This is a genomic window from Streptococcus equinus (genome assembly GCF_900101445.1).
Classification (GTDB): Bacteria; Bacillota; Bacilli; order Lactobacillales; family Streptococcaceae; genus Streptococcus; species Streptococcus equinus_B.
On the sequence record NZ_FNKE01000001.1, the window covers coordinates 236930 to 250955 of the forward strand.

Consider the following 14026-nt stretch of genomic DNA (forward strand, 5'->3'; position numbering starts at 1 on the left):
AAATAAAAATTTGTGATTTAGATTTGACTAATTTTATCGCCAGATTTTCTTGAAATTGTGATGTATTGGAACTTTAAAATCTGTTCTTAATTAGTCATCTAAAGACATATAGGAGATAAAATGACTGAACAAAAGCAATATGGGGCTGATCTTGTTGTAGATAGCCTTATTAACCATGACGTCGAATACGTTTTTGGTATTCCGGGTGCAAAAATTGACCGAGTTTTCGATACACTTGAAGACAAAGGGCCAAAATTGATTGTTGCACGTCATGAACAAAATGCAGCCTTTATGGCGCAAGGTATCGGACGTATCACAGGTAATCCAGGTGTTGTAATTACAACAAGTGGTCCTGGTGTGTCAAACTTAGCAACTGGGCTTGTAACGGCGACTGATGAAGGTGACCCAGTTCTTGCCATCTCAGGACAAGTAAAACGTTGTGACTTGTTGAAACGTTCACACCAATCAATGAAAAACGTTGCGATGATGGAACCAGTAACGAAGTCTGCTGTTGAAGTGCATGACCCAAATACACTTTCTGAAATCATCGCTAATGCTTACCGTGTGGCAAAATCTGGCCGACGCGGCGCAAGCTTTATTTCAATTCCACAAGACGTTACGGATAGTTTGGTGTCTGTAAAAGCTATTAAGCCACTAACTGACCCTAAACTTGGTTCGGCATCTGTTGATGATGTGAACTATCTTGCTCAAGCGATTCGCAATGCTGAGTTGCCAGTTTTACTTTTGGGAAATGGTGCTTCAACACGTGCGGTCACAAAATCAATTCGTAAATTACTTGAAGCTGTTAAATTGCCAGTTGTTGAGACATTCCAAGGGGCTGGTATCGTATCGCGTGAACTTGAAGAAGACACTTTCTTTGGTCGTGTAGGACTTTTCCGTAACCAACCAGGGGATATGTTGCTTAAAAAAGCTGACCTTGTTATTGCGATTGGTTATGACCCAATTGAGTACGAAGCTCGTAACTGGAATGCAGAAATTTCCGCACGCATTATTGTTATTGACGTGGCTCAAGCTGAAGTTGATACTTATTTCCAACCTGAACGTGAATTGATTGGTGACATCGCTGATACGATTGATTTGCTTTTGCCAGCGGTTAATGGTTACACTTTGCCACAAACATCAGTAGATTACCTTCAAAATCTTAAGAAGAACGTGGTTGAAGATGTGAAATTTGACCGTGACTCAAATCCTGGTGTGGTTCACCCACTTGATGTGATTGATGTTATGCAAGAAAATATCACAGATGATATGACTGTAACTGTTGATGTTGGTAGTCACTACATCTGGATGGCACGTTACTTCAAGTCATATGAAGCACGTCACTTGCTCTTCTCAAACGGTATGCAAACCCTTGGTGTGGCGCTTCCTTGGGCAATCTCAGCAGCTCTTGTTCGTCCAAATACAACCGTTATTTCTGTCTCAGGTGATGGTGGCTTCCTCTTCTCAGCTCAAGAATTAGAAACTGCAGTTCGTCTTAACTTGCCAATCGTTCACATTATCTGGAATGATGGTAAATACAACATGGTTGAATTCCAAGAAGAGATGAAATACGGTCGTTCTTCAGGTGTTGATTTTGGTCCTGTTGATTTTGTCAAATACGCAGAAAGCTTCGGTGCTAAAGGTTACCGTGTTGATAGCAAAGAAGGTTTTGAAGCAACCTTCAAAAAAGCCCTTGCTGAAGCAGAAAACGGTCCAGTTCTTATCGATATTCCAATCGATTACAAAGATAACATCAAGCTTGGTGAAACAATCTTACCAGACGAATTTTATTAAGCTTGCAATTTAGTTTATTTGGCAATAAAATATTAATGACAGTTAATTTTAAATGACGAAAGTGAAGGAGAATATGTCAGAAGCAATTAAACTTTTTCAATACAATACCTTGAGTGCCTTAATGGCTGGTCTTTATGGTGGTACCTTAACCATTGGTGAGCTATTAGAGCACGGTGATTTGGGAATCGGGACACTCGATTCTATTGATGGAGAGTTGATTATTCTAGACGGGAAAGCCTATCAAGCTATCGGTTCAAACGGAAAACCTGAAATTGTTGAGGTTTCTGATGATGTCAAAGTTCCTTACGCTGCAGTTGTTCCTCATCAAGCAGAAGTGATTTTCAAACAACGTTTTGAAATGACAGATGCAGAGTTGAAAAAACGTATCGAGTCATATTATGATGGGGTAAACTTGTTCCGTTCGATTAAAATTAAAGGGACTTTTTCTAACATGCATGTTCGCATGATTCCAAAATCTGCGCCAAATACAAAATTTGCAGAAGTTGCAACACGCCAACCTGAATATTCACGTGAAAATGTCACAGGGACTATTGTGGGGATTTGGACACCTAAGATGTTCCATGGTGTGAGTGTTGCTGGTTATCATTTACACTTTATTTCAGATGATTTAACCTTTGGTGGTCATGTGATGGATTTTGTGATTTCAGAAGGTGTGGTTGAAGTAGGACCAGTTGATCAACTTGATCAACGTTTCCCAGTTCAAGACCGCAAATACCTTTTTGCAAAATTTAACATGGACGAATTAAAAGAAGACATCAAAAAAAGCGAATAAATCGTCTAGTTATCGCATATGAAAAAGGCACATTTCTAAAAACGAGTCTATCTTGTTTTAGTAATGTGTTTTTTTACGGATAAAAATGAGGTATAGAGTTGATTTTTACTTATATTTATCCTAAAATAAAAGACGTTGTGCATGTGAATCTTGTATCAAGAATTGATAGAATTATAAGAATTGTATGACGATTTCAAACAAATAACAGGAGAATGTATGGATATTTTTCGAAAGACCCCGATGGCGCAAAAGACAAGCCATTTGCAACGACGCCTGGGGCTTGCTGAACTTATCTTTTTAGGGGTAGGTTCGATTGTTGGGACAGGGATTTTCACGATAACAGGTGTAGGTGCTTCTCAGTATGCAGGACCTGCGATTACTATTTCGATTATTGTTGCTGCTATCTGTGTAACCATGTCAGCTTTATTCTTTGCAGAATTTTCTTCACGCTTGCCACATTCAGGTGGTGTGTATCGCTATTTGTATACTGTTTTTGGAGAGTACCCAGCTTGGATTGCAGGTTGGTTTATGATGATTGAATTTGCTGGAGCGATTTCAACGGCAGCCTCTGGTTGGGGAGAATATTTAAAGGCTTTCTTAAAAACTTTCGGTATTAGTTTGCCGACTGCCTTGAGTGGACCTTTCAATCCTGCTAAAGGAACTTATATTGATATTGTTCCAGTTCTCTTATTGCTTTGTGTGACTGCTCTTGTTGTGCTAGGGGTTCAAACGGTATTAAGATTTAATTCGGTTTTGGTTATTTTTAAATTAGCCGTTTTGATTATCTTTATCGCTCTTGGTTTAACAGCAATCAATACGCAAAACTGGAGTGATTTTGCACCGTACGGATTTGGTCAAATTTATGGTGGTAAAGTTGGTATCATGGCAGGAGCGTCATTGATGTTCTTTGCTTTCCTTGGATTTGAATCTATTTCTATGGCGGCTGATGAAACCAAAGAACCTCAAAAGAAAATCCCACAAGGTATCTTCTTTTCAATTGGATTGACAACTTTGTTGTATGTCTTGGTTACTTTGGTTTTGACAGGAACTGTTCATTATACAAAATTGAACACGGCTGATGTGGTGCCATTTGTTCTACGTAGCATTGGTTTCCCTTTGGTTGGTAATATTGTCTCTGTAGTGGTGATTTTGACACTGGTGACGGTATGTATTTCTATGATGTTTGCCTTGTCACGTGTGATTTACAACATCAGTTGTGATGGGCTCTTGCCTGAACAATTCCAAGAATTAACACCGAAGAGCAAAGTTCCTAAAAAAGCAACTATTTTTGTTGGGATTGTCACAATGTTCTTCTCAGGTGTCTTTCCTTTGGAAATCCTAGCTTTATTGGTAAATATTGTGACTCTGGCTTACCTTATCTTGCTTGCTTTTGGTGTTATCAAACTTCGTAAAGATTTTGGTGAGCCAAAAGAAGGAGAATTCAGAACACCTTGGGTGCCATTCTTACCAATTCTATCAATTGTGGTTTGCTTTGCTTTGATGACACAATGTAAGCTTGAGACATGGTATGGCTTTGTCATCGCATTTGTGATTGGAACAATCATTTACTTTGCTTATGGTTACCGTCACTCAAAATTAATTGATGAAACAGAAGAATAAACAAAAGACATTGGCTTTTAGCCAATGTCTTTTTAGTAATCTTGATAGCCAATTACTTTTTATTTTCAATGCGCATGCTATTGATTTTTTCTTCGGTTGGTGTAACGCGAAGTGTTTTTTGACCAGTGTAGGTGACAAAACCAGGTTTGGCACCGGTAGGTTTGTTGAGTTTTTTAGCCTCAATCATATCGACTTGGATAAGGTTTGATAGGCGAGCTTTTGAGTAATAGGCTGCCAATTCAGCGGCGTCAGTTTTGACTTCGTCGCTTGGGTTGAGGTTGTCTTTGATGAGCACGTGGCTGCCTGGAATGTCTTTGGCGTGGAACCAGAGTTCTCCTTTTTTAGCCATTTTGAAGGTCAATTCATCATTTTGCAGGTTGTTGCGTCCGACCATGATGATTGTCTTGCCATCCGAAGCAAGGTATTGTTCTGGTTTTTTACGTTTGTGGCGTTTATCGCGCGTGCGGCGTTTGACAAAACCAGTTTCCACCAACTCTTCACGAATATCTTCGATATCAGAGATAGAAGCGTGACTTAGAGCTGTCTCAACACTTTCAAGATAAGTGATTGTGTGTTTTGTTTCTTCGATGAGCCCTGTTAAGTGTTTGACGGCTTCTTTTAGTTTTTGGTATTTTTTGAAATAACGCTGAGCATTTTGGTTAGGGGTCAAGCTTTTATCAAGAGCAATGGTGATTTTTTCGTTAGTATAGTAGTTATCAAGTTCCACTTGGTCTTGATTATTTGGCACCATTGAGAGATAAGTGGTTAAGAGTTCGCCTTTTTGGCGGAATTCTTCGGCGTTTTCAGTAGCTGCCAATTCTTTTTCTTGTTTTGCGAGTTTTTTGATGTTTTTATCGAGCTCAGTTTGAACACGATGAATCAAGTCGCTTGATTGTTGGTTAACACGATCGCGTTCGGCTTTATCTTGATAGAAAACATCTAGCAGTTCTGAAAGGCTGTCAAATGTTTTATTGCTCTTATCAAATTGCACAGCAGCAAATGATTTGTCAGTCATATTTGGTTGAACAGGTCGAGCGAAGAAAGCGCGGAACTGTTTGAGTTTGTCATCGCTAAGCTGAGCTGCCAAATTTTCAGCGGTATCACGTCCCAAACCTTGGAAGAGTTTTTGAAGATGACGTGGTGCCAAATCCTCTGTTTGTAAGATTTCAAATAATTTTTCATCTGAAACAGTAAATGGATTTTTAGCATCTGTTTTTGGCGGAGCAATGTAAGTTGAACCAGGCAAGATTGTTCGGTAGCTGTTTTGTGAGAAACCGATATGCTTGATAGATTCGATAATCTTGCTTTCAGCTTTATCAATCAAGATGATGTTACTGTGTTTACCCATGATTTCAACAACTAAGGTAACCTTGATGTTGTCACCAATTTCGTTTTTATTTGAAAAGGCGATTTCTAACACACGGTCATTCTCAATTTGTGTGATGCTTTCAATAACCGCACCTTGTAGGTATTTACGCATAATCATGGTAAAAGTATTAGGTGTTTGAGGGTTTTGAAAGTCTGTTTTAGTGATTTGCAGGCGTCCGAAAACAGGGTGGGCAGAAAGTAACAGTTTATAATTTTTACGGTTATTACGAATGGTTAAAACAAGCTCGTGTTCAAAAGGCTGATTAACTTTTTGAATGCGTCCGTAGAGAAGCTCGTCCTGTAATTCTTTTGTTAAATGGTGTAGGAAAAAACCATCAAATGACATGATTAAAGTTGCCGTAATGCTAGCTAACCGAGAACGATAAGAAGCTTACGACGTCTCCTTTCTAATCTCATGTTTTCAATTCTTCTATTATACCATAACCCTTGCAAAATCTGGACTCTGCAATATGGGAAAGTTTGCCTCTTACGATTTTTTTAATTTTTGAATGATTGTTAGAAGGTCTTGGTAATGTTTGTTCTCCATTTTGACGATGGCGTAGGTCTTGATGAAAATGTCTTTTAGTTTTTTAGAGCTTGAAATGATATTTGGATTTTCAAGTAGACGTTCAGCGATGTCTTGACTGACAATGGTAATGCCAGTACCTTTAAGAACTTCGTGTTCGATAAGCGAAAGGTTATCGATAGAAATATGGTGTTGGGTTGGCAGCTGATTAATCTTGATAAATTCTTTTAAGAAATTATGGTAGCTGCTGGTCATGTGATAGAGTAAGAAAAGCGATTCTTCACCCTTGTCAAATTTTTGGATGAGCTCTCTTTGCCCGACAATCATCAATTTATCAGAACGAAGTGGGAGTTTGAGCACGCCCTTTTGGGTGTAGCTGCCTGACATAATCCCAAGGTCGATTTGGTCATCCAAAAGCGCTTGAAAAATCTGATGGGAATTACTGTAAGTTTGGACGTTGAGTTTACGGTTTTCTGGCAAATATTTTTGAATGGCTGACAGATAAGTCTTGAGATAAGAAGTGTCAGAACCAAGAATGATACTTTGCTCAAAGGTAGAGTTCAGATTATCGAGCAGGCTGTTAAAAGCGAGTAAAGTCTGATTGGCAAATTGATAAATGTCTTTTCCCTTTGGTGTTAGGGAGATTTTTTTATTTTTACGTGAGAAAACCTCACATAAATTAACATTAATCTCTTTTACACGCTTAGAAACAGCTGGTTGACTGATATTATTAAGCTTAGCAGCTTCAGAGAAACTTTGTGTTTCATAAATGTCTTTGATTAATTTGAAGTCGAAAATGGATAATTTATAACTAGATTTCATATTTCTGATTTTATCATAAACAAAAGTTATAGACAAGAATTCTAAAATAAGGAAAATAATCGTCAAAATCATAAAAAAATAGGAAAAAAATCGCTCATATGTCATAAAACCTAACACAAACTATTGAAATAAAATTCTGAAAATTATAAAATATTGACATCAATTAAGAAAGAGGTCTGCGTTATGGTTGCTTTGGAAGAGGAGTTGGCGACTTTCGATTTGACAGCGAAGTATATGATTGAAATGAAGGGTATTCGAAAAAGTTATGGTAAACAAGAAGTCCTAAAAAATATCAACCTGTCTGTTAAAAAAGGTGAGGTTGTGGTCTTGATTGGACCATCTGGAAGTGGAAAGTCAACCTTGATTCGAACGATTAATAAATTGGAAAAAGTTGATGGCGGTCAAATTGCTGTTATGGGAAAAAACATTTACGACCTGAACATGAATGACAATTTGCTACGGGAACATGTCAATATGGTCTTTCAACACTTTAACCTTTTTAATAACATGACCATTGCTAAAAATATCGGTATCGGTCCAGAAAAATTACACCGGAAAAGCAGCGAAGAGGTGGATGAAATTGTTTTTCGCTTGCTGATGGCAGTTGGCTTGCTTGATAAGAAGGATGCTTATCCTGAAAATCTGTCTGGCGGTCAGAAACAACGTGTGGCTATAGCAAGAGCTTTGGCCATGCAACCTGACATTATTTTATTTGATGAGCCGACTTCAGCGCTTGACCCTGAGATGGTTGGAGAGGTGTTGCAGGTGATGAAAGCTATTGCTAAAAGTGGAACGACCATGATTATTGTGACGCACGAGATTGGTTTTGCAAAAGAAGTGGCAGATCGTATTGTTTTTCTTGAAAATGGTGAGTTAATCGCAGACATGCTTCCTGAAGAGGTGAATCGTTCTTATCCAAATCAACGTGTGGCAAGTTTTTTGAAGCAAATTTTATAAAATCTAGGAGAGTGTTATGTTTGGTGGGTTTCTGGAAAGTTATGGTGGATTTATTTTAGACGGTGCCCTGATGACGGTCCTTTTATCGGTGGTTTCCATGGTTTTAGCCCTGATTTTAGGAGGTGTTGTCACAGCAGCTAGGATGAGTGACAATCTTTTGATTAGTGGATTGACAAAACTTTACATTGAAGTGATTCGTGGTTTGCCGATGCTAGTCATTTTGTCACTCTTCTTTTATGGCTTGCCCATGCTGGGGCTAAATATTCCTAAAAGTACGCTTTTTGGTGTTGATTTAGACCGTTTGATTGCAGCCTTGACGGGCTTAACAGTTGGTGAATCGGTCTTTGTTGCTGAGATTTATCGGTCTGGGATTCAAGCGGTAGATTCAGGACAATTTGAAGGGGCTAGAAGCATTGGCTTTAATAAATTTCAAGCTTATCGATACGTGATTATTCCGCAGGCCTTTAAAAATATTTTGCCAACTTTGGGAAATGAATTTGCAAATAACATTAAATCAAGTTCGCAAGCATCGGTGATTGGGGTTGCTGATTTGATGTTTACAGCGAGCACTATTCAGGGAATTTCTTATAAACCTTTCCAAGCGGTGATTGCCATTGGGATTGTTTATTTGGCTTTTACTTTTTCAACCACACGTATCGTTGCACATTACGAAAGAAAGATGAATCGCAGTGCAGAATCTTTAACTTTGCGTGATAAATGGGATGAGCTGGTGCAAACTATTAAAGCTAGCTGGAAGAGTTTGCTCGTGACAGCAGCTTTTATGGCAATGATAATTGGTGCTTTTGCTCTTAATCATAAGGAAACAAACACAGCTGCTGGAAGCATCGAGAAGATTCAGAATTCTGGACAGCTGGTTGTTGCGACCAACATTGGCTACGCTCCATATGAGTTTTACGATTTGTCATCAGGTCACAAGAAAGCTGTTGGAGTTGACTTAGCCTTTGCCAAACAATTAGCAGATGAGCTGCAAGTGAAATTAGTGGTTAAAAATATGAATTTCGATTCGATTCTAGGAACCATTACATCAGGAAATGCTGATATCGCCATTGCTGGCATGACAAAGACAAAAGAACGTGAAAAGTCGGTCGATTTCACACAAAACTACGTTAAGCAAATCAATAAAGTTGTTGTTCGTAAAGATTCAGTAGCTCACTACACTTCGATAACTGATTTAGCACCAAGCTCAATTGCGGTACAAAAATCAACAACGCAAGAAGATGTGGTCAAAGAGGACATCAAACCTAAGCAAATAGTTGCCTTATCAAGTTTGCCAGATGCATTTTTGAATTTAGTACAAGGAAAAGTGGATGCTGTTGTTGCTGATGATACGGTAGCTGACCAATATATCGCAAGTAACAATGAATTGACTTATGCTGATATTGATTTGCCAGGGACAACTGAGACGGCTATGGCCTTAACTAAAGGCAATCAATCGCTCAAGGCTTACGTGGATAAGTTGATTGAGAAAGATAAAAAAGATGGTAGCTTTGATAAATGGATGAAAACCTATAGTGCTTTAGCGCAAAAAAATACGGGAGAAAATGAGTAGGAGGAAATTCTTATGGCAGTAATTGATGGAACCAGCCGTTTACGAAAAGTTTTAATGTGCCGACCAGATTTTCTGGTAAGTGCGGCACCGATTAATGTGATTTCAGAGCAGTACACTGAACCTTTGGACCACGATAAAATGATGCAAGAGTACACTGCTGTGGTCAAGGCATACCAAGATAATGGTGTGGAAGTGGTCCAGGTCACTTCTGGTAAAAAAATGCCAAATGCAGTTTTTGCTAGAGATTTTGGAGGTGATGTTAAGGAAGGATATATCTTAGGGCGTTTTAAAAAGCCTATTCGTTTTGAGGAACGTCGTCATTACGAAGACATTATGGCAGGACTTGGCATTCCAAAAATTGCTGAAGTCACTGAAGGTTACTTTGAAGGGGGTGATTTTGCTTTTATTGATGAGAAGACATTAGCGATTGGGGTGATTGATCGCACCAATCTCACAGGTGTTGATGAAATTCGTAAGCAGTTAGAGCCATATGGGTACAAGGTCTACGCTGTTAAGGCAAATCCAGACTATCTTCATCTGGATATGTGCTTTAACTTAGTCGCACCGAAACTTGCCATTGCTTATGAAGCTGGATTGCCAGAGGATTTTATTACCTTGGTTAAGGAAAAAGGAATTAAAATCATTTCTGGAACGCAGGACATGATTTTTAAACATGGTTATAACGTTGAAGCTTTAGGGGATAATCGTGTGATGAGTTTAAAACAAAATACTTTTATTAACGAAGCACTTCGCAGTGAAGGTATGGAAGTCATAGAGGTCGATATGACGGAGTTATTGAAAGCAGGTGGTGGCTTGCATTGCATGACTTTCCCGCTTGAACGTTATTAATCACTTTTAATTATCATTTGTAGATGTGGATTGCCACGTAAAAAACAATTTAGAAAGTTTGTTATGTCAACATTTTTAGCTAAATCATTTGAAACTATTGTCGCTTACAAACCTGGTGAACAACTTGGAGATGATTACCTTAAATTAAACGCCAATGAAAGTTCACAAGAGCCTAGTCCTCGTGTCTTAGAGGTTTTGAAAAATGCTCAGAATTTAAATTATTACAATGATCCTTGTCAGCACAAATTACGTCAAAAATTGGCTGATTTACATTCATTGGATGAAACAAACATCATTGTTGGAACAGGAGCAGATGATGTTTTAGATTTAATCTTTAGAACATTTTTTGAACGAGGCGATAAAATTGCCTTTCCTAAAGTGACTTATCCTTTTTATAAAGGCTACGCTGACACCTTTGGGTATGATGTGTTAGAAGTGCCTTTGACAAAAGATTTACGCGTTGATTTATCAGATTATGAAAAACTTCCCCACGCTGTTTTAGTGGTGAATCCAGATGCCCCAACAGGATTTTTGAAACCTTTGTCAGCTATCAAAAAGTTACTTGTTTCAAACCCAGAACGACTGGTGATTGTTGATGAAGCTTATATTGATTTTGGTGGAGCTTCACAATCAGCGATTTCCTTGGTTGAGGAGTTTTCAAATCTCATTGTGGTTCGTACTTTTTCCAAATCGCGTCAATTAGCCGGCGGTCGTATTGGTTACGCGGTTGCTTGTAAAGAACTTATCAAAGATATGGAAGATTTAAAAATGGCGGTTAATCCATTCAATGTGAGTTTGCTACAAGAAGAAGTCGCTCTAGCAAGTCTTGAAGATGAATTTCATTTTGAAAGACATGTTAAGGAAATTATCGAAAATCGTGATTTCTTGACATCAGCTTTGCGAATTTTAGGTTTCAAGGTTTTAAACAGCAAGACAAACTTTATTTATGCCTCTTCACCTGTGATTTCAGGGAAAGAATTGTATGAGAAATTGCGTGAGCGTCATATTTTGGTTCGTCGTTATGACATAGCAGAGGTCAAAGATTATGTTCGTATCACAATTGGAACCAAACAAGAAATGCACCGTTTAGTCAGTGAGGTAGATGCTATTTTAAAGGAGAAAGACCATGTTAAAAGTGTTAATTTCTGATTATCCAAATGTTTTGGCGGAGCGTGATTTGAGTATCGAAGTTAACCTTTTAAAGGAACTTTTACCTGCCGATAGTGAGATTTCTGTTTACCCATATATCAACGAAGATGAGTTCATCGAGCGAATGTCTGGTGTGGATGTCCTTTTGACAGCCTTTCTTCCCTTGAAAGAAAATATTCTGGCGAAATTTCCAGATTTGAAGGGTATTGCGGTTAATGCTACGGGAACAAATACCATTGACTGTGAGTATGCTGAGAAGTTAGGCATTGCTATCCGAAATTTAGGAGCGTATTCGACAGAAGATGTTGCTAACCACACGATTGCTCTCTTACTGGCACTAAATCAAAAACTCTTTATTCATCGAAAATACATCGAAGCTGGTTTTTGGAGTTATCAAAAGGCTGGCGAAGTGAAACGTCTGTCCTCACAAACTTTGGCGATTTTTGGGCTTGGTCGAATTGGTCAAGCAGTGGCAAAACGTGCGAAAAGCTTTGGCATGTCAGTGATTGCCTACGACCCTTTTTTGCCAGAAGAAGTAGCGGAAGAACTTGGTGTCAAATTGGTCTCGGTTGAGACTATCCAAGCAGAAGCTGATGTGATTAGTTTGCATTTATTTGCTAACTCGGCAAATGAGCATTTCTTTAATCGTGAGTTCTTTAAGAAATTGAAGAAGCCGGTGCTTTTTATCAATGTGGCGCGTGGGAGTCTGGTTGACGAAGCAGCCTTGGTAGAAGCACTTGATGAGGGCAAAGTGATTGGTGCTGGCTTGGATGTTTTAGAAAGTGAAAATCCAGACCTGACTAACAATCCTTTGCTTGGACGTGAGAATGTTATTCTAACGCCGCATTCAGCCTTTTATAGTCAAGAAAGTCTGAATACCTTGCAAGTTCAAACGGTTAAAAATGCAGTTGCCATTTTAAAGGAGTATCATCATGAAATTTGAAACGATTCAAGCCTATAGTATGCCAGAGCGCATTGAAGCGATTGCTAAATATTTGGTGTCCATTCTTTCGGTAAATGGCACAGCAGGAGAGGTCAAGCTGGCAGATGCCATTTATGAGTTGTTGCAGTCAGCACCTTATTTTAAAGCTCACCCAGAAGACCTTTGGCAGCAGGTTTTGGAAAACGACTCCTTGAAACGAAAAAATAATTTTGCACTGCTCAAAAAATCAGGAACAGCTAAGACTGTCATTTTACACTCGCATATGGACACCGTAGGCATAGAGGATTATGGCCCACTAAAGACAATCGCAAATGACCCAGATGCTCTGCTAGATTTTTTTAAAGATTATGACGATGACCCAGTCGTTCAAGAGCATGCCAAATCAGGTGATTGGCTCTTTGGGCGAGGGATTCTTGACATGAAATCGGGCGATGCGGTCAATATTGCAACACTTTTCTATTACATGGAACACATGGATGAACTTCCTTGTAATTTACTTGTGATGACCAATTGTGTTGAGGAAAATGACCATACGGGTGCTATTCAAGCCTCAAGTGAACTTTTACGTTTGCGTAAAGCTGGCTATGATTTCAAAGCGGCTATTAATACAGATTTTATTTCGCCATCATATGACGGTGATGATAAGAAATATATCTACACGGGCGCAGCTGGAAAAATGCTGACATGTTTTTACATTAAAGGGAGAGAAACGCATGTTGGCAGTTGTTTGATGGGCGTTGATGCCACAATGATTTCTAGTGCGATTAATCTTAAAATCAATACCAACCTTGATTTAGTTGAAAAAATTGACAATGAAGATATATTGCCAAGTTCTGTGCTTTTACAACGAGATTGTAAGGATTTTTATAATGTCCAAACCAACAAGCGTGCCAATCTTTACTTCAATACTTTCTTATATGAAAAAAGTGCAGATACCATTTTGCACACCTTAATGGAAGCCAGTCGTGAGGCTGTCCATGAGGTTTCAAGACATTATCAAGAACGATTTAAGATTTATTCGGAGAGAAGTCATATTCATAGCCAGATTTCGCATGACATTACTGTGATGACTTTTGCGCAGTACCTAGATGTTTTGGAGAAAAAAGGTTTTGATAGCCAAGCCTTGATTAGGGAGTTCTTTGAAACTGTCGGAGATTTTGACAAACGAGAAGTTGGTTTTGATTTAATTGACTACCTTGAGGCAAAAACACAGTCTGATGATGCAAAAGTGGTCGTCTTTTTAGCGCCGCCATTTTGTCCCCACAATTATACTGACAAAGATAGCGATGTTGACCAAGCGCTTGAAAAAATGATGGCAGAATTTCCTGAAGAACATTTTGTGAAACGACGATTTTTCCCATTTTTAAGTGATTCTAGCTATCTTGCGATGCGAGAAAGTCCAGAAGACATTGAAAAACTTAAAGCGAATTTTCCTCTGATGGATGCGATTTATCCTTTGCCAGTTGATACCATTAGAAAGCTTGACATTCCAGCTCTTGACTTGGGCGTTTATGGTATTGGAGCTCATACTTGGAAAGAAAGACTCTACAAACCTTATTCTTATCACACTCTTCCAAAGGTTATTAGAAGTTTTATCCAGCATTTAAGCTAAAGTTTGAGCTTGGCAAATAAGTG

At 38.7% G+C, this 14026-nt stretch carries 11 protein-coding genes; 9 read left to right on the plus strand and 2 right to left on the minus strand.

The features are described 5' to 3' along the window. The first annotated feature begins 120 nt into the window (after positions 1-120). From alsS to BLR83_RS01190, 3 genes are all read left to right on the plus strand, one after another. Positions 121-1794 (plus strand): acetolactate synthase AlsS, encoded by a 1674-nt coding sequence (gene alsS / locus BLR83_RS01180; protein ID WP_074559726.1) that lies wholly within the window; start codon positions 121-123, stop codon positions 1792-1794. A 73-nt stretch (positions 1795-1867) separates the two neighbouring features. After that, the gene (budA, locus tag BLR83_RS01185; RefSeq protein ID WP_039697121.1) at positions 1868-2587 is read left to right on the plus strand and encodes an acetolactate decarboxylase; all 720 of its coding nucleotides are present in this window, start codon (positions 1868-1870) and stop codon (positions 2585-2587) included. Positions 2588-2803: 216 nt separating this feature from the next. Beyond that, positions 2804-4207, plus strand: coding sequence for an APC family permease (locus tag BLR83_RS01190; protein WP_074559728.1), 1404 nt, complete (start codon positions 2804-2806; stop codon positions 4205-4207). A gap of 52 nt (positions 4208-4259) precedes the next feature. Here the strand turns inward: BLR83_RS01190 and BLR83_RS01195 are convergent, their stop codons facing one another. Together BLR83_RS01195 and BLR83_RS01200 are read right to left on the minus strand one after the other, a co-directional pair. After that, positions 4260-5921 carry an Rqc2 family fibronectin-binding protein gene (locus BLR83_RS01195; RefSeq protein ID WP_074559730.1) on the minus strand — a complete coding sequence of 554 codons (1662 nt, stop codon included), beginning with the start codon at positions 5919-5921 and terminating at the stop codon, positions 4260-4262. Between the two features lie 141 nt (positions 5922-6062). Then, the gene (locus BLR83_RS01200) at positions 6063-6923 is read right to left on the minus strand and encodes a LysR family transcriptional regulator (RefSeq protein WP_074561078.1); all 861 of its coding nucleotides are present in this window, start codon (positions 6921-6923) and stop codon (positions 6063-6065) included. Positions 6924-7142: 219 nt separating this feature from the next. On the opposite strand from BLR83_RS01200, the gene BLR83_RS01205 reads away from it, so the two are divergent. The 6 genes from BLR83_RS01205 (at position 7143) to BLR83_RS01230 (ending at position 14003) form a co-directional block, all read left to right on the plus strand. Further along, positions 7143-7880 (plus strand): amino acid ABC transporter ATP-binding protein, encoded by a 738-nt coding sequence (locus BLR83_RS01205; RefSeq protein ID WP_419177388.1) that lies wholly within the window; start codon positions 7143-7145, stop codon positions 7878-7880. Positions 7881-7896: 16 nt separating this feature from the next. Continuing rightward, positions 7897-9450: an ABC transporter permease subunit gene (locus BLR83_RS01210; RefSeq protein WP_074559732.1), complete on the plus strand. Its 1554-nt coding sequence runs from the start codon at positions 7897-7899 to the stop codon at positions 9448-9450. 12 nt (positions 9451-9462) lie between these two features. Then, positions 9463-10299 carry a dimethylarginine dimethylaminohydrolase family protein gene (locus tag BLR83_RS01215; protein WP_074559734.1) on the plus strand — a complete coding sequence of 279 codons (837 nt, stop codon included), beginning with the start codon at positions 9463-9465 and terminating at the stop codon, positions 10297-10299. 63 nt (positions 10300-10362) lie between these two features. Beyond that, on the plus strand, positions 10363-11448 hold the full coding sequence (gene hisC / locus BLR83_RS01220; protein WP_074559736.1) for a histidinol-phosphate transaminase: 1086 nt from the start codon (positions 10363-10365) through the stop codon (positions 11446-11448). Further along, positions 11426-12391, plus strand: coding sequence for an NAD(P)-dependent oxidoreductase (locus BLR83_RS01225; RefSeq protein WP_074559738.1), 966 nt, complete (start codon positions 11426-11428; stop codon positions 12389-12391). The genes hisC and BLR83_RS01225 overlap by 23 nt, the downstream gene beginning before the upstream one ends. Then, positions 12381-14003 (plus strand): zinc-binding metallopeptidase family protein, encoded by a 1623-nt coding sequence (locus tag BLR83_RS01230; protein ID WP_074559740.1) that lies wholly within the window; start codon positions 12381-12383, stop codon positions 14001-14003. The genes BLR83_RS01225 and BLR83_RS01230 overlap by 11 nt, the downstream gene beginning before the upstream one ends. Positions 14004-14026 lie beyond the last annotated feature (23 nt).